This window comes from Pseudomonas sp. TH21, from assembly GCF_016651025.1.
Lineage (GTDB): Bacteria > Pseudomonadota > Gammaproteobacteria > Pseudomonadales > Pseudomonadaceae > Aquipseudomonas > Aquipseudomonas aylmerensis.
Genome location: NZ_JAEKEQ010000001.1, coordinates 5,125,935 through 5,149,099, shown reverse-complemented (window position 1 = coordinate 5,149,099; position 23,165 = coordinate 5,125,935). Strand labels below are relative to the sequence as shown.

Sequence of the window (23,165 nt, the reverse complement as noted above, 5' to 3'; positions counted from 1 at the left end):
GGGCTACTCCTCCATGTCTACCGGTGTGTCAGGTGGCGCCAGCGGGAACCCCTGTTCGTCCTCCATGGCTTCTTCCACGCCCAGTTCGTAGCCCGTCTGTTGATAATAGCGGCGCAACAACGCAAGGCTCTGCGCCGACAGCGGATTGTCACTCAGGTCGGAGTCGTCGTTGAGTGGCAGGGGCATTTCCAGCAAATCACTGGGCAGGTGCTGGATCAGGTTGCTGCTCAGGTCGAGCGCTTGCAGGCGCCCCAGCCCGAAAACGCTCTCGGGCACTTCACTCAGCCCGCAGTTATGCAGGTACAGCGCCTTCAAGCGCGACAGGTTGCGCACATCCGGCGTCATGCCGAGCATGTTGTCGCTCATGTCCAAATGCTCCAGTCCCCCCATGCCCGCCAGTAGCGCCTTGCTGCGAGGGGTCAGTTGTATGCGGTTGTCGGAGAGCGAAAGTTGGCGCAGGTGCTGCAGGCTGAAGATGGGCTCGGGAATATCCCCCAGGGCATAACGCTCGACGGTCAGGTGCGTGAGGTTGGGCAGGCACCTCAGCAGCTCGTCAATGCTCTGGTTGGACCGCTCGCCGATCAGCTCCAGCAGTGTAACGTGAGGAAGCTGCGCATTCAGTTGCGGCAGATCCCCCAGCAGCTGGGCATGAAAGACCAGCTTGTAGCTGTGTCGAGGCGGGAGTTCGCCGCCTTCGTCCAGCTCAGTTTCCCGGCGCCAGCAACGTTCCAGCAGGTCCTTGAAGTGGGCGCGTCGCAACTGCTCCTCGGCGCGGGTGCCCATGTCCAGCACCGTATCCAGAATCGGGTCACGCTCGGGGACATTGAGCACCCATTCCTGAAGCCGGGTACTCATCTGGTGGTATTCGGCCTTCAGTCGTGCCATGGCCGGTAGCGCCGCGTCGATATCGCCTGGCAGTTGAAAGAAGATGCGCCCCAGCTCGGTATCCGTGAGGCTGGGGTAAAGCGTCTTGAGCTGACGCAATACGGTGTAGGGCGGGCTGATTTTCCAGGCGTTATCGGTGCCCTGGAAGTGGATTTTGACCTGTTGCAGGGTTTGGGCTGACAACGGGTTATTGGACAGGTCGAAGGCGGCCGACAGGTCGGCGCGCAACGTGAACAGCTGCGCCGGCACTTGGGTAATCTGGTTGTGGCTCAAGTCGATAGCCGTCCTCGGCGTGGCGGGCGATAGCAGGCTAGCCGGGATGTGGGTCAGCCCCGTGTTGCTCAAGGACACCTGGCCGAGCCTGTTCAAGCGGCGCACATCCGGCACCTCGCCGAGTGGGTTGTGGCTCAAGTCGAGGGATTCCAGCTGGCTCATCGCAGCCAGTGCATTGGCGGTGGTGGGTGACAGGCGGAGGCCGTTGCGGCGCAGGCGCAGGTACGTGAGCTGGCGCAGTGACGCGATGCCGAGGGGAAACTCTGCCAGCGCATAACGATCGAGAGTCAGGCGCTTCAGGCCTGGAAATGCCTGCAGGAATGACCCCGGTTGCAGGGGCGCGCCACTGCCCTCCAGCACCAGCGCCGTCACATGTGGAAGTGTGATGCGCAGCGTTGCAAGTGTGCCGCTGACGGGCATGGCGAGGGTCAATGCATAACCGGGGGCAATCCCGTGATGCTGGGGATCCAGCGGCACTTCCCGACGCCACCCCGCTTCAATGGCCTCGATGAAGCGCGCGCGGTTGATGCGTTCTGCATGACTGGCCAGGGGGTCGTTTGCCCAGGGCGTCATATCGGTGCGAATGGCCTGGTATTCGATTTGGAAGCGCATCAAGGCGAGCCTGCCGGCCTCCAGGTCACCTGGCAGGGCAAACACGAAATGATTGATTTCGTCGTTGCTGAAGCTTGGGTAGAGCTGTTTAGCCAGCGCGAGGTCGGCCAGGGGCGCGTCGATTTCCCAGCGTTTGCCAGTGCGATGGTAATAGGCTTTGACGCGCTCCATCGATGCCTGTGTCAGCGGATTCGCAGACAGGTCGAATTTATCGCTGGTGGCTGCCGGCAGGTTGAACAGCGCGTCTGGCAGTTCGCGCAGCTGATTCTGCGAGAGCAGGGCCAGCTCCAGGCTCGGACGGTTGAGGAGGCCGCGCGGCAGTGCGCTGATGCCGGTCATGCTCAGGTCCAGGTAGCGCAGATCCGGCATGCGCTCGACGCTGGGGACCTGATTCAAGGGGTTTTTGTACAGGTCCAGCGTAACCAGGCGGCTCATGGCGCTGAGTGCCGTCTGCTGTTCGGCGGTCAGGGTCAGCTGGCAGTCGCTGAGGATCAGCTCGTTCAAGTGGGGCATCGAAAACACGGGGGCGGGAAGCTGCTCCAGCCCGACGTGGCGGATCGTCAAGTGACGCAGCCTGGGGAACAAACGCAGAAAACCTTCGACCTGCTGCGTGCTGTGGTTGCCTTGCAACTCCAGCAGAGAAACATGGCTGAACCGCGCGCGCAGTTGCGGCAGCGGGCCCTGCAGCGGGACCGGCAGGCTAAGCCGATGGCCATTGCGCGCGGGCGTTTCGAAGTGATCGTCGATCTCGGTTTCGCGGCGCCAGGCCCGCTGGATTTCGTGGGCCCACAGACGGCGATCACGTCGTGCGTAGTCGTACTCCTCGGCACTCAGCGGGGCGCCTGTCTGTGGGTGCAGACGAGGTGTACTTCCTACCCAGCGCGCCAGGTCGTGGGTCATCCTCAGGTATTCGGTTTGCAGCGAAAGCAGGGTGGCCAACGCGCCACCGGGTTGGCTTTCGAGGCTTTGCACCAGCTCGCGGATCTGCGCGGTGGACAGCGCCGGCAGCAGGTCATGGGCAAGCTCTTCAGCGGACACCACGCGGTTTTCGTCCAGCCCCAGAGGGGCGACCGCGCGGTAACCCGCATCGCCGCCACGCAGGCGCATGAACTTTGGGTCGTACTCAGGTTTTTGCGCGGGGTCGGTGTCGAGTAGTCGACGCAGGGCGTCGCGCCCCAATGCATGTTCGGCGAGGGTCTGTTTGAGCCGCTCGCCTTGGCCGATATGGAGGTTCAGTGCAGTGCGCCGGCTGTCTGGCAGGGCCTGGAGAATCGCGGTGTAAACGTCGCTTTGGCCAAACAGTTCGGTCTGGTCCGCATACGGGATGTATTGGCCGTCCGCCGTGACGACCAAGGTCCGGCTGATTTGCGCGTCAGGCGGGCCGATGGCGTCCAGCAAGGCGCCATCGATCCGGTATTGGCGTACTTCAAGGCGCGTGCCCGGCTGCCATCCCGGTAGATTTTCCAGTGAGTGCAGGGCCAGCGTGGCGGTGTCCGGGCTTTCGACGGTCTCCAGGTACAAACCTTCATACGCGCGGGTGGTCCTGACTTCCTGTTGGCCCCAATGCGCCAGGTCGCGCAGGCGCTTGGGGAGTGTTCCGGCATCGATTGCCCGCAGTTCCTCGCCACTGGCACTGGCAAGGATTTCTTCGCCGACGCTGGTAGGCAGCCCGGCCTCGGGCGCCGCGTCGAGGATCTTTTGCACGCGGGCATGGCGGGCGCGGTCTTCACCGCGATAGCGCGAATCGAACAGCGAGAAGCGCTTTTCGTAAGCCAGGCGCGCGAGCTTTTTGCGTAACACCTTTGCCCGGGTTTGCGCCGAGGCGGGCGGTGTGCCGAAAGGCTCTTCCAGCAGGGTCTTGCGCTCCTGTTCATCCAGGCTTTCCAGAAGGATCTGCAGCAGGTCGCCGTTTTTCATCTGGGCCTGGTGGACTTGCACCACGCTGGCGCCGTCGGCCCTGGCGAATTCCCAGAGGGTATGGCCCTGGGCGTCGAGGAAACGCAGGGTTTTGGTCTGCGGCCATAACCCATAGCTGACCAGCAGTTGCAGCTGGGTTTGCGCGTCGGCCTGGTGAGAAATGGCCGGGTCGTCGCTGTTCATCTGCGTAATGAAATCCTGCAGGTCCTGGTCGATCCTGAAACGCTTGAGGGTGTCGGCCAGCAGCGGTGGCGCCGGCTGCTGGTTGAGGTGCAGGTGGCGCAAGCCGTTGTCGTGGGTGTCGCTGACCCGGCGCGCCTGTTGCAGGCGGCTGTCACTGAAGCCTTCGGTCCGGTAGCCGAGGCGGCGCATCAGGGTGGGGCTGTCCCAGCTCAATGGGCGTTCAAGCTCCGTTACCCAGGCGCCTTCGCCGTTAGTCATGACCTGTGGGCGGTAGGCGCTGGCGCGCTGAGGGTGCTTGAGGGTGTAGCGGGCAGATTCGGCCTCATGGTGCACTGCATAGTGCTCCTCACCCAGGCGCAGGATCGATTCGCCGTGGTGCTGATACAGCCCCTGCTCATCGGGCCGCGCGCCCTTGGGCAGTTTTATTGCCCTGCGATAGGGGGCAAGATCCGGCTGCCACAGGCGCGCTGAGCCATCGGGCCGCGTCACGGGTTTCAGGCGCTCGAAGAATCTGCTCAGCTCGGCAGGTAGCGCGGCGCGCAGCAGGTCCTGGGCAATGGGTATGCCGATGGCAAACATCCCCAGTTGCACCAGTTGCTCAACCAGCGCCAGGGTATGCCCCAGGGCTTCGCGCTGCAGGCCTTCGACCCAGTCGAAGGCACCTTCGAAGGCATCGTCCAGCACCTGGTAGGCGGTGTAGCCGAGCATCAGCGCGCCCAGTGGCGGCACGAACGGCACGGCGATAAAGGCGATGATCTGCAACAGCGTGCTGCCGACTTTTTCAATCAAGGCCCAGCGTTCCCAGCGGGCTTTGCGGTCGGTGCTGGCAGTGGAGACGGCGCGGCTGCGGGCGTCATCGAGCAGTTTGCTGAGTTTCATCTGGTAGAGGTGTTCAAACAGGTCGCGCTCGATCTTTGCCGCGCGAAATTGCAGGTTGGGTCCGGCTACCGGGGTCTGGCGCCAGCTGGGCAGCGGGTCGCCGGGGATATGGGCATGCCAGGTCACCTGGGTGAGGCGCTGATTGAGGTCGGCGAAAAACAGGCTCAGGTCTGCGGCGCCGATAAAACGACTGAAGAAGCGCTGGTAGTCGGGCGTGCGCAGCTTTTCGCAGAGGGCGAGCATCAAGGCGCGGGTGCTGGGGTACTGCTTGATCGGGTGTTCGGGGTCGTCCGGGATCCAGGCGATGACCGGCACCACCTGCCGGCTGGCGTCCAGGTCTTCGGCAAACAGCACGATGCCGGTGAGGCGCGTCGACATGATCACCAACTCGTAACACAGCAGGGGCTTGCAGCTGTTGGCACTGCTCGGCTGGCCCTGCAGCAGGCCCATGAGTGTGTCGTGGCTGGCCTTGGGCAGGTCTTGTTTAAGCATGGCCATGTACAGCGCCAGTTCGAGGCTCGCCAGGTGGCTGCGCTTGATCGTGTGCTGCAGGCTGGCCTGGGCTACCGGGTTGTCCAGCCCCAGGTAGTCGCTGAGATAGCGCTGGTAGCGCTCGCCGATGTCCAATGTCCTGCAGAGGGTGGTGAACTGCGCAATCGAGAGTTTCGCGCCGATGGCCGGCAGTGGCTGGAACTGCCCGCCAGCGCCAGGACGCGTGATGAAACCGGAGTTGGCGTCATAGCCGTCGACCGCGGTTTCGGACTCTTCGAAGTTATGCAGGGCGGCATCCAGCAGCGACACGCTCCAGGTGCGCGCGGCCCCGGGTTTGAGCGTAAACCCGGCCAGCGTCAGGGGAATGTAGAGCTGCAGGTAGGTGTTGCGCACGTCTGGCTCGAGGCTGTACTGATCCTTGAGTGCCGTTTGCAGGATTTCGGCGGCAAAAACCTCGGGGCTTTTGAGGCGCTCCATGGCCTGGTCCACACGGTTTTGTGCGCTCCAGGCCTGGCTGTTGAGGCGTTTAAGTGCCTGGTGCTGTTGCTCACTGGCATTTTTTAAGCCGTCGGCGAGGATCAACGCCGGCTGGGCCAGGGCATTGCGTTTAAGGGCCGAGGCGGCGCCCAGCCAGTCGGGCAGGGCATGTTTGAGGATTTCGTAATGCGGTACGGTGCTGCTGGGCTGTTCGGCCATGGGTCGTTCCTTGACGATCGCTTGGGAGGTTGCAGCAAAACAGCTGGCAGAGTGGGCAGGGTGGTAGACAGTTAGTGCCGCAGGGATTTGCACGCATCCACCGATCAGCCTGCCCATGGAGGGCGCGCACGGTTTAAACTGCGCCATTGCGACGCTATTTGTCGCATTGGCGTAAACCCGCGTAAAACCGGGGTTGGCGCTATAAGAAGTTGTCGCTTGGCGACAAGGTCGCGCTGAAAACTGTCCTTACAATCCCTGCATCGCCCGCCAGTTCCAGGCAGGCGTTCCTCTTCAGGAGACTCCGATGTCCGTTGAGCAAGCCCCGGTGCAACGTGCCGATTTCGACCAGGTCATGGTTCCCAACTATGCACCTGCTGCCTTTATTCCCGTGCGTGGCGAAGGCTCCCGCGTCTGGGACCAGGCGGGTCGCGAGCTGATCGATTTTGCCGGCGGCATCGCGGTCAACGTATTGGGCCACGCCCACCCGGCGCTGGTTGGTGCACTGACCGAACAGGCCAGCAAGTTGTGGCATGTCTCCAACGTCTTCACCAACGAGCCGGCCCTGCGCCTGGCCCACAAGCTGATCGACGCCACCTTTGCCGAGCGCGTGTTCTTCTGCAACTCCGGCGCCGAAGCCAACGAGGCCGCCTTCAAGCTGGCCCGTCGCGTCGCGTTCGACCGTTTCGGCACCGAGAAGTACGAGATCATCGCCGCACTGAACAGCTTCCACGGCCGTACCCTGTTTACCGTCAACGTCGGTGGCCAGTCGAAGTATTCCGATGGGTTCGGTCCGAAAATCACCGGCATCACCCACGTGCCTTACAACGACCTGGACGCGCTGAAAGCCGCTGTCTCGGACAAGACCTGCGCCGTGGTGCTGGAACCGATCCAGGGCGAAGGCGGCGTACTGCCGGCCGAACTGGCCTACCTGCAAGGCGCCCGCGAGTTGTGCGACGCCAACAACGCGCTGCTGGTGTTCGACGAGGTGCAAACCGGCATGGGCCGCAGCGGCCACCTGTTCGCCTACCAGCACTACGGTGTGGTGCCGGACATCCTCACCAGCGCCAAGAGCCTGGGCGGCGGCTTCCCGATTGCGGCGATGCTCACCCGTGAAGACCTCGCCAAGCACCTGGTGGTCGGCACCCACGGCACCACCTACGGCGGCAACCCGCTGGCTTGCGCGGTCGCCGAGGCGGTGATCGATGTAATCAACACGCCCGAGGTGCTGGCCGGTGTCAACGCCAAGCACGACCTGTTCAAGGCGCGCCTGGAGCAGATCGGCAAGCAGTACGGCATCTTCACCGAAGTGCGCGGCATGGGCCTGCTGATCGGTTGTGTGCTGAGCGATGCCTTCAAAGGCAAGGCCAAGGACGTGTTCAACGCCGCCGAGAAAGAAAACCTGATGATCCTGCAAGCCGGCCCCGACGTGGTGCGTTTCGCCCCGAGCCTGGTGGTGGAAGACGCGGACATCCAGGAAGGCCTGGACCGTTTTGAACGTGCCGTGAAGACGCTGACACACGCTTGATGGACCGTTCGGTGCCCAAACGATTGGGCATCGAACCTAAATTTTTGTGCCGGGCCTCTTAATTGGAGCGGTGTAGATCCAATGTGGGAGCGGGCTTGCTCGCGAAAGCGGTGGTTCAGTCACCTGAAATGCTGAATGACACACCGCTTTCGCGAGCAAGCCCGCTCCCACACTTGACCTCACTGGTTTCAAGACCGTGCCTGGCATTTTTTCCTGTGAGTTTTTCGAGTTAAGGAGTGACACCATGCTGGTGATGCGCCCCGCGCAAATGGCTGATCTGGGCGAGGTACAGCGTCTGGCTGCGGACAGCCCGATTGGTGTCACCTCCTTGCCGGATGATGTCGAACGCCTCAGCGACAAGATCGCCGCCAGCGAAGCGTCCTTCGCTGCCGAGGTGAGTTTCAACGGTGAAGAAAGCTATTTCTTCGTGCTCGAAGACACCGAGACCGGCAAGCTCGCCGGCTGTTCGGCCATCGTCGCCTCGGCCGGTTACTCGGAGCCGTTCTACAGCTTCCGTAACGAAACCTTCGTGCACGCTTCCCGCGAGTTGAAGATCCACAACAAGATCCACGTGCTGTCCCAATGCCACGACCTCACTGGCAACAGCCTGCTCACCAGTTTCTACGTGGTGCCGGAACTGGTCGGTTCGCCGTGGTCGGAACTCAATTCCCGTGGCCGCCTGTTGTTCGTCGCCAGCCACCCCGAGCGCTTTGCCGATTCGGTGGTGACCGAGATTGTCGGCTACAGCGACGAGAACGGTGATTCGCCGTTCTGGGACGCCATCGGCCGCAACTTCTTCGACCTCAACTACGCCGCCGCCGAGCGCCTGTGCGGGCTGAAAAGCCGCACCTTCCTCGCCGAGCTGATGCCGCATTACCCGATCTATGTGCCGCTGTTGCCGGACGAAGCCCAGGAAGCCATGGGCCAGGTCCACCCGCGAGCGCAGATCACCTTCGACATCCTGATGCGCGAAGGCTTCGAGACCGACCACTACATCGACATCTTCGACGGCGGCCCGACGCTGCACGCGCGGGTGTCGGGGATTCGCTCGATTGCCCAGAGCCGCGTGGTGCCGGTGAAGATCGGTGAGATGGTCAAGGGCGTCGGCCGCCAGTACCTGGTGAGCAACGCGCAATTGCAGGATTACCGCGCGGTGATGCTGGAGCTGGACTACGCGCCCGGCAAACCGGTGACCCTGGACCTGGCAGCGGCCGAAGCCCTGGGCGTCGGCGAAGGCGCGAGCGTGCGCCTGGTAGCGGTTTAAATAGAGTTTCGCGGGTGGCTGACAACAGCGGCCCGTTCGAGGAGATAGCATGATCGTTCGTCCCGTACGCAGCAGCGATTTACCGGCCCTGATTGATCTGGCGCGCAGCACCGGCACCGGCCTCACCACCTTGCCGGCCAACGAAGAGCGCCTGACCCACCGGGTTGGCTGGGCGGAAAAACCTTTCGCGGCGACGCCGGGCGCGGCGATGCCGACTACCTGTTCGTGCTCGAAAACGACGAAGGCCGCGTGGTGGGTATTTCCGCCATCGCCGGCGCGGTCGGCCTGCGCGAGCCCTGGTACAACTTCCGGGTCGGCCTGACCGTCAGTGCATCCCAGGAACTGAATATCTACCGTGAGATTCCGACGCTGTTTCTGGCCAACGACCTCACCGGCAACTCCGAGCTGTGCTCGTTGTTCCTGCACGCCGATTACCGCAACGGCCTCAACGGCCGCATGCTGGCCAAGGCGCGCCTGCTGTTTATCGCCGAATTCCCACAGCTGTTCGGCAACAAGATCATTGCCGAGATGCGCGGCGTGTCCAACGATGCCGGGCGTTCGCCGTTCTGGGAGAGTCTGGGCCGGCACTTCTTCAAGATGGAATTCAGCCAGGCCGACTACCTTACCGGCGTGGGCAACAAGGCCTTTATCGCCGAGCTGATGCCGAAGTTTCCGCTGTACAGCTGCTTCCTTTCCGAGGATGCACGCAATGTGATCGGTAAGGTTCACCCCGATACCGAACCGGCGTTGAGCATGCTCAAGAGCGAGGGCTTCAGCTACCAGGGCTATGTCGATATCTTCGACGCCGGCCCGGCGGTGGAGTGTGAGACCACCAAGATCCGTGCCGTGCGCGACAGCCAGTCGCTGGTGTTGGCCATCGGCACGCCAGGTGACGACGCTACGCCGTTCCTGATTCATAACCGCAAGCGCGAGGAGTGCCGCATCACCGCCGCTCCGGCCCGTCTGGCGGCGGGTACGCTGGTGGTCGATCCGCAGACCGCCAAGCGCCTGCAACTGGTGGTGGGTGATCAAGTGCGTGCTGTTCCGTTGTCTGCTGCCCGGGAGTCCAAGTAATGAATTCGCTGTATATCGCAGGTAGCTGGCTGGCCGGCCAGGGTGAACTGTTTGAATCGCGCAACCCGGTGACCCAGCAAGTGCTGTGGGCCGGCAATGGCGCCACCGCCGAGCAGGTCGAGTCTGCCGTGCAGGCTGCGCGCCAGGCATTTCCGGGCTGGGCCCGGCGTCCGCTGGAAGAACGCATCAGCGTGCTCGAGGCCTTCGCCGCGACCCTGAAAAGCCGCGCCGACGAAATCGCCCGCTGTATCGGTGAGGAAACCGGCAAGCCGTTGTGGGAATCGGCCACTGAAGTCACCAGCATGGCCAACAAGATCGCGATCTCGGTGCAAAGCTACCGCGAACGTACCGGCGAGAAGAGCGGCCCGCTGGGCGACGCCACCGCTGTGCTGCGACACAAGCCGCATGGCGTGGTGGCGGTGTTTGGCCCCTACAACTTCCCGGGGCACTTGCCGAACGGGCATATCGTCCCGGCGCTGCTGGCGGGCAATACCGTGCTGTTCAAGCCGAGCGAGTTGACCCCGAAAGTCGCCGAGCTGACGGTGCAGTGCTGGATCGACGCCGGCCTGCCGGCAGGCGTGTTGAACCTGCTGCAGGGCGCACGCGAAACCGGGATCGCCCTGGCGGCCAACCCGGGGATCGACGGCCTGTTCTTTACCGGTTCCAGCCGCACCGGCAATCACCTGCACCAGCAGTTCTCCGGGCGCCCGGACAAGATCCTGGCGCTGGAAATGGGCGGCAACAACCCGCTGGTGGTCGACGAAGTGGCCGACGTCGATGCGGCGGTCTACACCATTATCCAGTCGGCGTTCATCTCGGCCGGCCAGCGCTGCACCTGCGCGCGTCGCCTGCTGGTGCCGGAAGGTGCCTGGGGCGATGCCCTGTTGGCGCGGTTGGTGGCCGTCAGCTCGACGATTGCGGTCGGCGCGTTCGATCAGCAGCCGGCGCCGTTCATGGGCTCGGTCATCTCCCTGGGCGCGGCGAAAGCCTTGATGGACGCCCAGGAACTGATGTTGGCCAATGGCGCCGTGGCGCTGCTGGAAATGACTCAGCCCCAGGATCAGGCTGCACTGCTGACGCCGGGCATCATCGACGTGACAGGCGTGACCGAACGCGAGGATGAAGAACTGTTCGGCCCGCTGTTGCAGGTGATCCGCTACGCTGATTTTGCTGGCGCGATTGCCGAGGCCAACAACACCCAGTACGGCCTGGCCGCTGGTCTGTTGTCGGATTCCGAAGCGCGCTACCAGCAGTTCTGGCTGGAAAGCCGCGCCGGTATCGTCAACTGGAACAAACAACTGACCGGCGCCGCCAGCACCGCGCCGTTCGGCGGGGTAGGGGCGTCGGGCAACCACCGCGCGAGTGCGTATTACGCGGCAGACTATTGCGCGTACCCGGTGGCCTCCCTTGAGACCCCGAGCCTGGTGTTGCCTGCGTCGCTGACCCCAGGCGTAACGCTTAAGTGAAAGTGACACCGATCTAATGTGGGAGCTGGCTTGCCTGCGAAGGCATCACCTCGGTGTATCTGCATGACCGAGTTGCCCGCATCGCAGGCAAGCCAGCTCCCACACTTGATCGGGTTAACAGATACAGATCTGCACTTGATGCCTATAAAAATACAGATGTTCGTGGAGCCTCGCCGATGAAATCCTATGAAGTCAATTTTGACGGTCTAGTGGGGCCGACCCATAACTACGGCGGTTTGTCCTACGGCAACGTCGCGTCCCAGAGCAACAGCCAGCAGTCTTCGAACCCGAAGGAAGCGGCGTTGCAGGGCCTGCAGAAAATGAAGGCCCTGATGGACATGGGCTTTGTGCAAGGGGTGCTGGCGCCGCAGGAACGTCCTGACGTGGCCGCCTTGCGCAACCTGGGGTTCAGCGGCACCGACGCCCAGGTTATCCAGCAGGCCGCCAAGCACGCGATGCCGCTGCTGGTCGCCAGTTGCTCGGCGTCGAGCATGTGGGTGGCCAACGCCGCCACCGTCAGCCCGAGCGCCGACACGGCGGATGGCCGCGTGCATTTCACCGCCGCCAACCTCAACTGCAAGTACCACCGCAGCATCGAACACCCGACCACCAGCCGCGTGCTGGGGGCGATGTTTGCCGATGCGCAACACTTCGCCCATCACGCCGCGCTGCCGGCGGTGGCGCAGTTCGGCGACGAAGGCGCGGCCAACCACACGCGTTTCTGCCGTGAGTATGGCGAAGCCGGCGTGGAGTTTTTCGTGTTCGGCCGCAGTGCGTTCGACACCCGTTACCCGGCCCCGCAGAAGTACCCGGCGCGCCAGACCCTCGAAGCCTCCCAGGCGGTTGCACGCCTGCACGGCCTGAAGGATGAAGGCGTGGTCTACGCCCAGCAGAACCCGGCGGTGATCGATGCCGGCGTGTTCCACAACGACGTGATCGCGGTGGGTAACGGCGAGGTGCTGTTCTATCACGAGGATGCCTTCCTCAATACCGAGCAGATGCTTGGCGAACTGCAAGGCAAGTTGGGCAAATTGGGCGGCAACTTCCAGTCGGTCTGCGTGCCGCGCGCCCAGGTCAGCGTCGAGGACGCGGTGCGTTCCTACCTGTTCAACAGCCAGTTGCTGACCCGCGCCGACGGTTCGATGCTGCTGATCGTGCCGGAAGAGTGCCGTGCCAACGAACGCGTGTGGCAGTACCTGCAAAACCTCACGGCGTCAGGCGGGCTGATTCGCGAAGTGAAGGTCTTCGACCTCAAGCAGAGCATGCAGAACGGCGGTGGCCCGGCCTGCCTGCGCTTGCGCGTGGCGTTGAACGAAACCGAGCTGGCGGCGGTGAACCCAGGCGTTATCATGACCGCGCCGTTGTACGACACCCTGACCCAATGGGTGAACAAGCACTACCGCGACAGCCTGCGCGAAACCGACCTGGCTGACCCGCAATTGTTGCTGGAGTGCCGGACGGCATTGGATGAACTGACGCAAATCCTTAAACTGGGCGCGGTTTATCCTTTCCAGATCAATTAACGCCACCTTCTTTTACGCCCAATGCCGAGAGCTACTTTATGACCACCGACACCCTGAAACTGATTCTTGAAGACACCGACGGCACCCAGCTGGAAACCTCCTGCACCCGCGTCGCCGTGGTCTGGCAGGGCAAGGAAATCTGGATCCAGCACGACGGCCGTGGCCAACTGCTGATCGGTGTGGACGTGGAAGAAGGCGACGCCGAGTACGCCAACCTGCTGATGCGTCCGCTGGCCACCAACCTGATGAGCCTGCAACTGGAAATGGAACCGGCCGACGTTGAAGGTGATGACGACGATCACGTCCACGGTCCTGGCTGCAACCACTAAGGAAGCTGCGTATGCTCGCCCTCGGCAAACTGCTTGAACTGACCCTCGCCGGTCGTGAACCGGCGCAAAAAATTCAACTGACTGTCGACGGCGTGCAGATGCGCTGGCTCAGCGAGGGCGCGCTCGAAGTGCGTCCACCGCAAGCGAAGGACAACGGCAGCGACCTGCTGCTGTCGTCGGGCATCCATGGCAACGAAACCGCGCCGATCGAACTGCTCGACCGCCTGTTGCATGGCATAGCCCGTGGGGAGATCAAGCCCCGCACCCGTATTCTGTTCCTGTTCGGCAACCCCGAGGCCATGCGTCGCGGTGAGCGTTACCTCGAACTGGACGTCAACCGGCTGTTCAACGGCCGCCATGAGCAAAACATCGGCCCGGAAGCCATGCGTGCTGCCGAGCTTGAGCAACTGGCCCGCAGCTTCTTCAACCAGCCCGGCCGTTCGCGCCTGCATTACGACCTGCACACCGCCATTCGCGGCTCGAAGATCGAGCAGTTTGCCCTGTACCCGTGGAAGGACGGGCGCCAGCATTCACGTCACGAACTGGCGCGCCTCAACGCTGCCGGCATGCAGGCGGTGCTGCTGCAGAACAAGACTTCGATCACCTTCACCGCATTTACCTACGAGCAGCTGGACGCCGAAGCCTTCACCCTGGAATTGGGCAAGGCGCGGCCGTTCGGGCAGAACCAGGGCGTGGACGTGTCCCGCCTGGAGACACGCCTGAAGCAGATCATCGAGGGCAATGAGCCCGAGACCGACAGCCTCGACGGCCTGCAGCTGTTCGCGGTGTCGCGCGAAGTGATCAAGCACAGCGATGCCTTCCTGCTGCACTTGCCGGCGGACGTTGAGAACTTTTCGCCGTTGGCGAAGGGGTATCTGCTGGCCGAGGACGTGGCCAAGACTCGTTGGGTCATCGAGGAGGAGGGCGCGCGTATCATCTTCCCCAACCCGAAGGTGAAGAATGGTTTGCGGGCAGGGATATTGATTGTGCCGACCACGGATGCGGGCCTGGCCTGAATCCCGAGGCTTGCCGGGATCCAAATGCAGGAGCTGGCTTGCCTGCGATCGGGTTGACTCGGTCCAACTGGCGGACCGAGTTGATCCTATCGCAGGCAAGCCAGCTCCCACACAAGCCAGCTCCTACACAAGCCCAGCGCTGAGGCTGGGCTGGGGTGTGGCTTAGACGGCTACGGCACGCGGCTCGCTGCGACGGATCGCACGTACTTTGTGCAGGGTGTCGGCGCAGGTACGTGCAGCTTCCTGGCCCTTGTGCACGAAGTGCTCGTAGAAGAACGTGTGGTGCTCGCTGCCCGCGTGGAAGTGGTGCGGGGTCAGGGACACCGAGAACACCGGCACTTCGGTTTCCAGCTGCACTTGCATCAGGCCGCTGACCACTGACTGGGCGACGAACTCGTGACGGTAGATGCCGCCGTCCACCACCAGCGCAGCGGCAACGATACCGGCGTAGCGGCCGGTCTTGGCCAGCAGCTTGGCGTGCAGGGGCATTTCAAAGGCGCCGCCGACTTCGAAGAAATCGATATCCGATTCCTGGTAGCCCTGGGCGATCATTTCGGCGAGGAAGCCTTTGCGCGATTGGTCGACAATATCCTTGTGCCAGCAGGCCTGGATAAACGCGACGCGCTCGCCGTGATGGTTTTTGCTTTTGCTGTCGATTGCGGTGGGTTGCATGTTCTGACTCCTGTTTAAGAAAAAAACAGGGCGTTATGAATCGAATGGGATTTAAGGGTACGCACGGCTGCGGCATGCAAGCATGCGGTCAGCGTTCGGCCCTCAGGTGCCAATCCCGTTCTCTCTTCATCCGGACTATGACCGTCGGCCCCGGGATCACACCGGGTCTGCTGACCTTGTCGCCGTCCTGCGTGAGCAGTTCGAGGCGCCAAGCGCTCGCGGGCTATGCACATTGCGTGCAATTACCGCCGGTGGGGAATTGCACCCCGCCCTGAGAACGTTGCCGCCAGAACCCTGGCGGCGGAGAGTTTTTAACATGGTTTTTCAGAAACTGCACGATTGCCGTGTCGATAAGCTATATCGGTTTGTTTGGTTGGTATTCGATTGAAGATGCATGGGGCTTGATATTCCGCGGCTTTGCCCGCAGTAATCATCCACAAAAGGAACTTACTCAACCCTTGAGAGGCGTGCTTCATGTCTGTGATCGACCTGCGCAGCGACACCGTGACCCAACCCACCCCCGGCATGCTCGACGCGATGGCCCATGCCGTCAGTGGCGACGACGTCTACGGTGAAGACCCCAGCGTCAATCGCCTGGAAGCCGAACTGGCCAAGCGCCTGGGGTTTGCCGCCGCGTTGTTCGTGCCCACCGGCACCATGAGCAACCTGCTGGCGTTGATGGCCCACTGTGAACGCGGCGAGGAATACATCGTCGGTCAGCAGGCCCACACCTACAAATACGAGGGCGGTGGCGCCGCCGTGCTCGGTTCGATCCAGCCACAGCCGCTGGAAGTGCAGGCGGACGGCTCGCTGGACCTTGCCCAGGTGCTGGAAGCGATCAAGCCCGACGATTTCCACTTCGCGCGCACCCGGCTGTTGGCCTTGGAGAACACCATGCAAGGCAAGGTGCTGCCGCTGGCGTACCTGGCGAAAGCGCGGGCGTTTACCCGCGAACACGGCCTGGCGCTGCATCTGGACGGCGCGCGCCTGTACAACGCGGCCGTCAAGCTTGGGGTGGATGCGCGCGAGATCGCCCAGCATTTCGATTCGGTGTCGGTGTGCCTGTCCAAGGGCCTTGGCGCGCCGATCGGCTCGGTGTTGTGCGGTTCCACGGCGCTGATCGCCAAGGCCCGGCGCCTGCGCAAGATGGTCGGCGGCGGCATGCGCCAGGCCGGCTCACTGGCGGCGGCAGGGCTGTATGCCCTGGATCACCAGGTCGCGCGCCTGGCCGACGACCACGCCAATGCCGAGTGGCTGGGAGAGGCGTTGCGCAACGCCGGTTACGCAGTGGAGCCGGTGCAGACCAACATGGTCTACGTGCAGATCGGCGATCGCGCCCAGGCCTTGAAGGCGTTTGCCGCCGAGCGCGGGATCAAATTGAGCGCCGCACCGCGCTTGCGCATGGTCACGCACCTGGACGTCAGCCGGGCGCAGATCGAGCAAGTGCTGGAGACATTCGTCGAATTCTCACGCAAATGACCGTGCAGACCGTCTAATTGAGCCGCTCTATCGCATAAACACGCTGTACCACCGGCAAAGGGCCGATATAATGCGGCCCTTTGCCGTCGCTTCGTCTGATGATGTTGCGCACTGGCCTTTGGCCGCAGCCTCCGTGGAAGAACCTAATGAAAAGCGCAGAAATCCGTGAAGCCTTCCTTCGCTTCTTCGAAGAGCAAGGTCACACCCGTGTCGCCTCCAGCTCCTTGATCCCAGGCAATGACCCCACCCTGCTGTTCACTAACGCGGGGATGAACCAGTTCAAGGACTGCTTCCTGGGCCAGGAAAAGCGCGCCTACACCCGCGCCGTCAGCAGCCAGAAGTGCGTGCGCGCCGGTGGTAAGCACAACGACCTGGAAAACGTCGGCTACACCGCCCGTCACCACACCTTTTTCGAAATGCTCGGCAACTTCAGCTTTGGCGATTATTTCAAGCAAGACGCGATCAACTTCGCCTGGACCTTCCTCACCGGCGTGCTGAAACTGCCGAAGGAAAAGCTCTGGGTCACCGTCTACGCCAGCGATGACGAAGCCTACGACATCTGGACCAAGGAAGTCGGCGTGCCGGCCGAGCGCATGGTGCGTATCGGCGACAACAAAGGCGCACCGTACGCCTCCGACAACTTCTGGACCATGGGCGATACCGGCCCGTGCGGCCCCTGCACCGAGATCTTCTACGACCACGGCGCCGACATCTGGGGTGGCCCACCGGGCTCGCCAGAAGAAGATGGCGACCGTTACATCGAGATATGGAACAACGTGTTCATGCAGTTCAACCGCACCGCCGACGGCGTGTTGCATCCGCTGCCAGCGCCGTCGGTAGACACCGGCATGGGCCTGGAGCGGATCAGTGCGGTGATGCAGCACGTTCATTCCAACTACGAAATCGACCTGTTCCAGAGCCTGCTGGCGGCTGCCGCCAAGGCAATCGGTTGCGCCAATGAAGAGCAGGCATCGCTCAAAGTGGTGGCTGACCATATCCGTTCCTGCGGCTTCCTGATTGCCGACGGCGTGCTGCCGTCCAACGAAGGCCGTGGCTACGTGCTGCGTCGCATCATTCGTCGCGCCTGCCGTCACGGCAACAAGTTGGGCGCCAGCGGCAGCTTCTTCTATCAGATCGTTGCGGCCCTGGTCGCCGAGATGGGCGATGCATTCCCGGAACTCAAGCAGAACCAGGCGCACATCGAGCGCGTGCTCAAGGCCGAAGAAGAGCAATTCGCCAAGACCCTGGAGCAGGGCCTGAAAATCCTCGAGCAAGACCTCGCCAACCTGCAGGGCACCGTGGTGCCGGGCGACGTGGTGTTCAAGCTCTACGACACCTACGGTTTCCCGATGGACCTGACCGGCGACATCGCCCGTGAGCGCAACCTGACCCTCGACGAGGCAGGTTTCGAGCGCGAGATGGAAGCCCAGCGTGTGCGTGCACGTTCCGCCAGCTCGTTCGGCATGGACTACAACAGCCTGGTCAAGGTTGACGTGGCCACCGAATTCACCGGCTACAAGGCCACCAGTGGCGCGGCCAAAGTGGTTGCCCTTTATAAGGAAGGTCAGTCGGTCGACGTGTTGAATGAAGGTGACGAGGGCGTGGTCGTACTCGACCAGACGCCGTTCTACGCCGAATCCGGTGGCCAGATTGGCGACTGCGGTTTCCTCAACGCTGCGAACGGCCGTTTTGACGTGCGTGACACCACCAAGACTGGCGGCGCCTTCCTGCACCACGGTGTGCTGGCCTCGGGCAACCTGACCGTCGGTGCGCCGGTGGAGACCCAGGTGGACGCCGACGTGCGCCACGCGACTTCGTTGAACCACTCGGCGACCCACCTGCTGCACGCCGCGCTGCGCCAGGTATTGGGCGAGCACGTTCAGCAGAAGGGTTCGCTGGTCGACAGTCAGCGCCTGCGCTTCGACTTCAGCCACTTTGAAGCGATCAAGCCTGAGCAGATCAAGGCCCTGGAAGACATCGTCAACGCCGAGATTCGCAAGAACAGCCCGGTGGAAACCGAAGAAACCGACATCGAGACCGCCAAGGCCAAGGGCGCCATGGCGCTGTTTGGCGAGAAGTACGGCGACAACGTGCGCGTGCTGAGCATGGGCGGCAGTTTCTCGGTGGAACTGTGTGGCGGTATCCACGCCAACCGTACCGGCGACATCGGCCTGCTGAAAATCATCAGCGAAGGCGGCGTGGCCTCGGGCGTGCGCCGCATCGAGGCGGTAACCGGTGCTGCGGCCCTGGCCTACCTCAACGCCGCTGAAGAACAACTCAAGGAAGCGGCCACCCTGGTCAAGGGCAGCCGCGACAACCTGATCGACAAGCTGTCCGCCGTGCTGGAGCGCAACCGTGCGCTGGAGAAACAGCTGGAGCAGTTGCAGGCCAAGGCCGCCAGTGCCGCGGGCGACGATCTGTCGGCCGCCGCCGTGGACGTCAAGGATGTGAAAGTGCTGGCCGCACGCCTGGACGGTCAGGACGGCAAGGCGCTGTTGGCGCTGGTCGATCAGTTGAAGAACAAGCTCGGCCGCGCAGTGATCCTGCTCGGCAGTGTCCATGAGGATAAGGTCGTTCTGGTTGCCGGTGTAACCAAGGACCTGACTGGCCAACTCAAGGCCGGTGATTTGATGAAGCAAGCCGCCGCGGCAGTGGGCGGGAAGGGCGGTGGTCGTCCTGACATGGCGCAAGGCGGTGGTGTAGACGCCGGTGCCCTGGACGCGGCCCTGGCCCTGACCGTGCCGTTTGTCGAGGCAGGTATTTAAGGCGCTGTTAACCCGCCCGTGGTCTAGTCGCGGGCGGGTGCAGTGCGGATGGATTGGATAATAGGCGCCCCTTTACGGGCTGAGGCGGCTTGGAAATGGCTTTGATCGTACAGAAATTTGGAGGCACCTCGGTCGGCTCTGTCGAAAGAATCGAGCAGGTGGCCGACAAGGTTAAGAAATTCCGCGACGCCGGCGATGACCTGGTGGTGGTGCTGTCGGCCATGAGCGGCGAGACCAATCGCCTGATCGATCTGGCCAAGGCAATCAGCGGCGACCAGCAACCGCTGCCGCGTGAGCTGGATGTGATCGTGTCCACCGGCGAGCAGGTGACCATTGCCCTGTTGGCCATGGCGCTGAACAAGCGTGGCGTGCCAGCGGTGTCCTACACGGGCAGCCAGGTGCGCATCCTCACCGACAGCGCGCACACCAAGGCGCGCATCCTGCAGATTGACGATCAGAAAATCCGCAGTGATCTGAAAGCCGGCCGCGTGGTAGTTGTAGCGGGCTTCCAGGGTGTGGACGAGCAGGGCAACATCACCACCCTCGGGCGTGGCGGTTCGGACACCACCGGCGTGGCGCTGGCAGCGGCCCTGAAGGCCGATGAGTGCCAGATCTACACCGATGTGGATGGCGTCTATACCACCGACCCGCGTGTGGTGTCCGTGGCCCAGCGCCTGGACAAGATCACCTTCGAAGAGATGCTGGAAATGGCCAGCCTCGGTTCCAAGGTGCTGCAGATCCGTGCGGTGGAATTCGCCGGCAAGTACAACGTTCCGCTGCGCGTATTGCACAGCTTCAAAGAGGGTCCGGGCACCCTCATTACTATTGATGAAGAGGAATCCATGGAACAGCCGATCATTTCCGGCATCGCTTTCAACCGCGATGAAGCCAAGCTGACGATCCGTGGCGTGCCAGACACCCCGGGCGTGGCATTCAAGATCCTGGGCCCTATCAGCGGCGCGAACATTGAAGTCGACATGATCGTGCAGAACGTTTCGCACGATAACACCACCGATTTCACGTTCACCGTGCACCGCAACGAGTACGATGCGGCGGAGCGGATCCTGCAGAACACGGCCAAAGAGATTGGCGCTCGCGAAGTGGTTGGCGATACCAAGATTGCCAAGGTGTCGATCGTGGGCGTGGGCATGCGTTCCCATGCCGGCGTTGCCAGCCGCATGTTCGAGGCCCTGGCCAAGGAAAGCATCAACATCCAGATGATCTCCACCTCGGAAATCAAAGTCTCGGTGGTGATCGAAGAGAAGTACCTGGAACTGGCTGTACGCGCGCTGCACACCGCTTTTGAGCTGGATGCTCCGGCCCGACAGGGCGAGTGATGCAATGCCAGGAAGGCGCGGTTACCGCGCCTTTCATTTTTTTGTAGGGCGCATGGTCTTTTGTGTGCGCTCGACAATACTTAGGTCGTTAGGGCTATGACTGTCAGGTCGTAGGTCGAACGCCTTTTTTTTGCAGACTGTTGTTCCTGAACTGAAATGCGTGAGGAGAAAGGTATGCTGATTCTGACTCGTCGGTGCGCAGAAAGCCTGATTATCGGTGATGGCGAAATCACCGTGACCGTGCTCGGCGTCAAAGGCAATCAAGTGCGTATCGGGGTTAACGCTCCGAAAGAGGTAGCGGTACACCGCGAGGAAATTTACCTGCGGATCAAGAAAGAGAAGGACGAAGAACCAAGCCTTTAATTTTTATCGTTTTTTATGTTTGCAAACGGGGATGAACGTGGTTAATATACGCCCCGTGTTGCGGAGAGCTGGCCGAGTGGCCGAAGGCGCTCCCCTGCTAAGGGAGTACACCTCAAAAGGGTGTCGGGGGTTCGAATCCCCCGTTCTCCGCCATTATTTGCTTAGTACGTTGCAATCTGGTTTTTTCGCTAAGTTGTTGAAACTAAACGAAAAAATAGCTTTACATAGAGATTGAACGGCCTATAATGCGCGGCAACAAATGCACTCGTAGCTCAGCTGGATAGAGTACTCGGCTACGAACCGAGCGGTCACAGGTTCGAATCCTGTCGAGTGCACCATTTAAGAGTTAGTTGCAGCAATGCAGGTAGCTCGGCTTCAACCAGTTGTGATCTGGTCTAAAAACACAATCTGCACTCGTAGCTCAGCTGGATAGAGTACTCGGCTACGAACCGAGCGGTCACAGGTTCGAATCCTGTCGAGTGCACCATACAAACAAAAAGCCCGCCTAGTGCGGGCTTTTTGCCGTCTGGGATTTGTGTCGGATTTTATCTTTTTCTGCTGCTTCCTGTGTTTTCCTTCCGGGCTGCGTCGTCGCAGTTCATAGATGCGGCCAATGCTCAGCTTTGGCTCGCAAGCGCTTGTTCTTTCCAGTTTTTTAACGTTAAAAGCAAGCGCACGGTGTATCATTGCGCCCGTCAGCCCCGCCGGGGCTTGTGGAATACCTCCATGGACTTACCCAGTAGTTACTCAGTACCCCGTTTTACCAATCATGAATTGACTGATTGATCCTTCCGGCGTGCCCCGCTGCTGGGAGTGGAGTTCGCCTATGACCGAAGTAGAAGTAAAGAAAACTCAAGAAAGCCTGCAGGATCGCCTGGCTCAAGTCATCGAGCTGCTGCAGCGCCAGCGTGTGGTCGAAGAACTCACGCACCGCCAGGATGGCCCTAACCGCGACCGCGTTGAAAACCTGGTCCACCGGCAAAACCTCGTCGAGCTGCAACGCAAGCTCGATGACCTGCACTCCGCCGACGTCGCCTATATTCTCGAAGCCTTGCCACTGGATGATCGACTGACCCTCTGGCAGTTGGTCAAGGCCGACCGCGACGGCGACATCCTGCTTGAAGTCTCCGACTCGGTCCGTGAAACCCTGATCGCCGACATGGACGATCACGAGCTCCTGGCTGCGGCCAAGGAGATGGACGCTGATGAGTTGGCCGACCTGGCCCCTGAGCTGCCCCGTGATGTTGTCCATGAGCTGATGGAAGCCCTCGATGGCCAGCAGCGTGAGCGTGTGCGCTCCGCGTTGTCCTATGACGAGGATCAGGTCGGCGCCCTGATGGACTTCGAGATGGTCACCATCCGCGAAGACGTCAGCCTGGAGGTCGTCCTGCGCTACCTGCGCCGTTTGAAAGAGTTGCCCGGCCATACCGACAAATTGTTTGTGGTCGACTACGAAGGCATTCTCAAGGGCGTGTTGCCGATCAAGCGCCTGCTGGTCAACGACCCCGAGAAGAAAGTTGCCGATGTGATGGCCAGCGACCCGGTGAGTTTTCACCCGGACGAAGACGCCTATGACGCCGCGCAGGCGTTCGAGCGTTATGACTTGATCTCCGCTCCAGTGGTCGACAAGAACGGCAAGCTGATCGGCCGTCTGACCATCGATGAAATGGTCGACCTGATTCGTGAAGAGAGCGAAACCGAAGTCCTCAACATGGCGGGTCTGCGTGAAGAGGAAGATATTTTTGCGTCAGTCTGGCGTTCGTTGCGCAACCGCTGGGCCTGGCTGGCCGTCAACCTGATCACTGCCTTCATCGCGTCGCGGGTGATCGGGCTGTTTGAGGGCTCTATCGAGAAGCTGGTGGCCTTGGCGGCATTGATGCCGATCGTGGCGGGGATTGGTGGCAACTCCGGCAACCAGACCATCACCATGATCGTACGCGCCATGGCGCTCGACCAGGTCAATACCGGTAACACCTCGCGGCTGATGCGCAAGGAGCTGGCCGTGGCGCTGATCAACGGCGTGGTGTGGGGCGGCGTGATCGGTATTGTCGCTTACTTGCTGTATGGCAGTTGGTCACTGGGCGTGGTGATGACTGCTGCCATGACTCTCAACCTGCTGCTGGCTGCGTTGATGGGGGTGTTGATCCCCATGACCCTGGCGCGCCTGGGGCGCGACCCTGCGATGGGTGCCAGCGTGATGATTACCGCCATGACTGACAGTGGTGGCTTCTTCATCTTCCTGGGCCTGGCAACAATCTTCCTGCTCTGATCCTCCAAGGCACGCCGGCTCCCCTGTAGGAGCTGGCTTGCCAGCGATTGCCTTCACGGGCCGCATCGCCTGAATCGCCACCAAGCGGGCTCCTGCACAAATTCCAGGCAAAAAAAAGCCAGCACATGGCTGGCTTCGGCTTTCAT

The 23,165-nt window shown here is 61.8% G+C and carries 13 protein-coding genes, 3 tRNA genes, 1 pseudogene and 1 riboswitch; of the genes and pseudogenes, 15 read left to right on the top strand and 2 right to left on the bottom strand.

The annotated features are described in order from the left end of the window. Positions 1-3 precede the first annotated feature (3 nt). Positions 4-5,937, bottom strand: a complete 5,934-nt coding sequence (locus JFU04_RS22695) for a leucine-rich repeat domain-containing protein (protein WP_201145743.1) — start codon at positions 5,935-5,937, stop codon at positions 4-6. Positions 5,938-6,241: 304 nt separating this feature from the next. On the opposite strand from JFU04_RS22695, the gene JFU04_RS22690 reads away from it, so the two are divergent. The 7 genes and pseudogenes from JFU04_RS22690 (at position 6,242) to astE (ending at position 14,134) form a co-directional block, all read left to right on the top strand. Further along, the gene (locus JFU04_RS22690; protein ID WP_106802838.1) at positions 6,242-7,462 is read left to right on the top strand and encodes an aspartate aminotransferase family protein; all 1,221 of its coding nucleotides are present in this window, start codon (positions 6,242-6,244) and stop codon (positions 7,460-7,462) included. 244 nt (positions 7,463-7,706) lie between these two features. Further along, complete coding sequence (gene aruF / locus JFU04_RS22685) at positions 7,707-8,726, top strand: arginine/ornithine succinyltransferase subunit alpha (RefSeq protein WP_003175655.1); 1,020 nt, start codon at positions 7,707-7,709, stop codon at positions 8,724-8,726. 49 nt (positions 8,727-8,775) lie between these two features. Continuing rightward, positions 8,776-9,800, top strand: a pseudogene (astA, locus tag JFU04_RS22680) (arginine N-succinyltransferase). Further along, complete coding sequence (gene astD, locus JFU04_RS22675) at positions 9,800-11,266, top strand: succinylglutamate-semialdehyde dehydrogenase (protein ID WP_065909214.1); 1,467 nt, start codon at positions 9,800-9,802, stop codon at positions 11,264-11,266. Before astA ends, astD begins: the two are co-directional and overlap by 1 nt. A 176-nt stretch (positions 11,267-11,442) precedes the next feature. Further along, complete coding sequence (gene astB / locus JFU04_RS22670) at positions 11,443-12,789, top strand: N-succinylarginine dihydrolase (protein WP_065909216.1); 1,347 nt, start codon at positions 11,443-11,445, stop codon at positions 12,787-12,789. Positions 12,790-12,827: 38 nt separating this feature from the next. Further along, the gene (locus tag JFU04_RS22665) at positions 12,828-13,118 is read left to right on the top strand and encodes a hypothetical protein (protein ID WP_003214319.1); all 291 of its coding nucleotides are present in this window, start codon (positions 12,828-12,830) and stop codon (positions 13,116-13,118) included. A gap of 11 nt (positions 13,119-13,129) precedes the next feature. Continuing rightward, on the top strand, positions 13,130-14,134 hold the full coding sequence (gene astE / locus JFU04_RS22660) for a succinylglutamate desuccinylase (RefSeq protein ID WP_065909218.1): 1,005 nt from the start codon (positions 13,130-13,132) through the stop codon (positions 14,132-14,134). A gap of 162 nt (positions 14,135-14,296) precedes the next feature. Here the strand turns inward: astE and JFU04_RS22655 are convergent, their stop codons facing one another. Continuing rightward, entirely contained in the window at positions 14,297-14,806 is a 510-nt protein-coding gene (locus JFU04_RS22655; RefSeq protein ID WP_003233516.1) for a 6,7-dimethyl-8-ribityllumazine synthase, read from the bottom strand. Positions 14,807-14,919: 113 nt separating this feature from the next. Continuing rightward, a riboswitch (FMN riboswitch) is annotated at positions 14,920-15,089 on the bottom strand. 191 nt (positions 15,090-15,280) lie between these two features. Between JFU04_RS22655 and ltaE the strand changes: the two genes are divergently transcribed. The 8 genes from ltaE to mgtE all read left to right on the top strand — a co-directional run bounded on the left by ltaE (position 15,281) and on the right by mgtE (position 23,019). Beyond that, on the top strand, positions 15,281-16,285 hold the full coding sequence (ltaE, locus tag JFU04_RS22650; RefSeq protein ID WP_201145742.1) for a low-specificity L-threonine aldolase: 1,005 nt from the start codon (positions 15,281-15,283) through the stop codon (positions 16,283-16,285). Between the two features lie 146 nt (positions 16,286-16,431). Continuing rightward, positions 16,432-19,050: an alanine--tRNA ligase gene (gene alaS / locus JFU04_RS22645; RefSeq protein WP_201145741.1), complete on the top strand. Its 2,619-nt coding sequence runs from the start codon at positions 16,432-16,434 to the stop codon at positions 19,048-19,050. A 95-nt stretch (positions 19,051-19,145) separates the two neighbouring features. Further along, the gene (locus JFU04_RS22640) at positions 19,146-20,387 is read left to right on the top strand and encodes an aspartate kinase (protein WP_065909223.1); all 1,242 of its coding nucleotides are present in this window, start codon (positions 19,146-19,148) and stop codon (positions 20,385-20,387) included. Between the two features lie 174 nt (positions 20,388-20,561). Beyond that, positions 20,562-20,750: a carbon storage regulator CsrA gene (csrA, locus tag JFU04_RS22635; protein WP_003175645.1), complete on the top strand. Its 189-nt coding sequence runs from the start codon at positions 20,562-20,564 to the stop codon at positions 20,748-20,750. A gap of 62 nt (positions 20,751-20,812) precedes the next feature. Further along, positions 20,813-20,903, top strand: a tRNA-Ser gene (locus JFU04_RS22630). 108 nt (positions 20,904-21,011) lie between these two features. Continuing rightward, positions 21,012-21,088, top strand: a tRNA-Arg gene (locus JFU04_RS22625). Positions 21,089-21,160: 72 nt separating this feature from the next. Beyond that, a tRNA-Arg gene (locus JFU04_RS22620) sits at positions 21,161-21,237 on the top strand. Positions 21,238-21,576: 339 nt separating this feature from the next. Beyond that, positions 21,577-23,019, top strand: a complete 1,443-nt coding sequence (gene mgtE / locus JFU04_RS22615; RefSeq protein WP_106802843.1) for a magnesium transporter — start codon at positions 21,577-21,579, stop codon at positions 23,017-23,019. Positions 23,020-23,165: the final 146 nt, after the last annotated feature.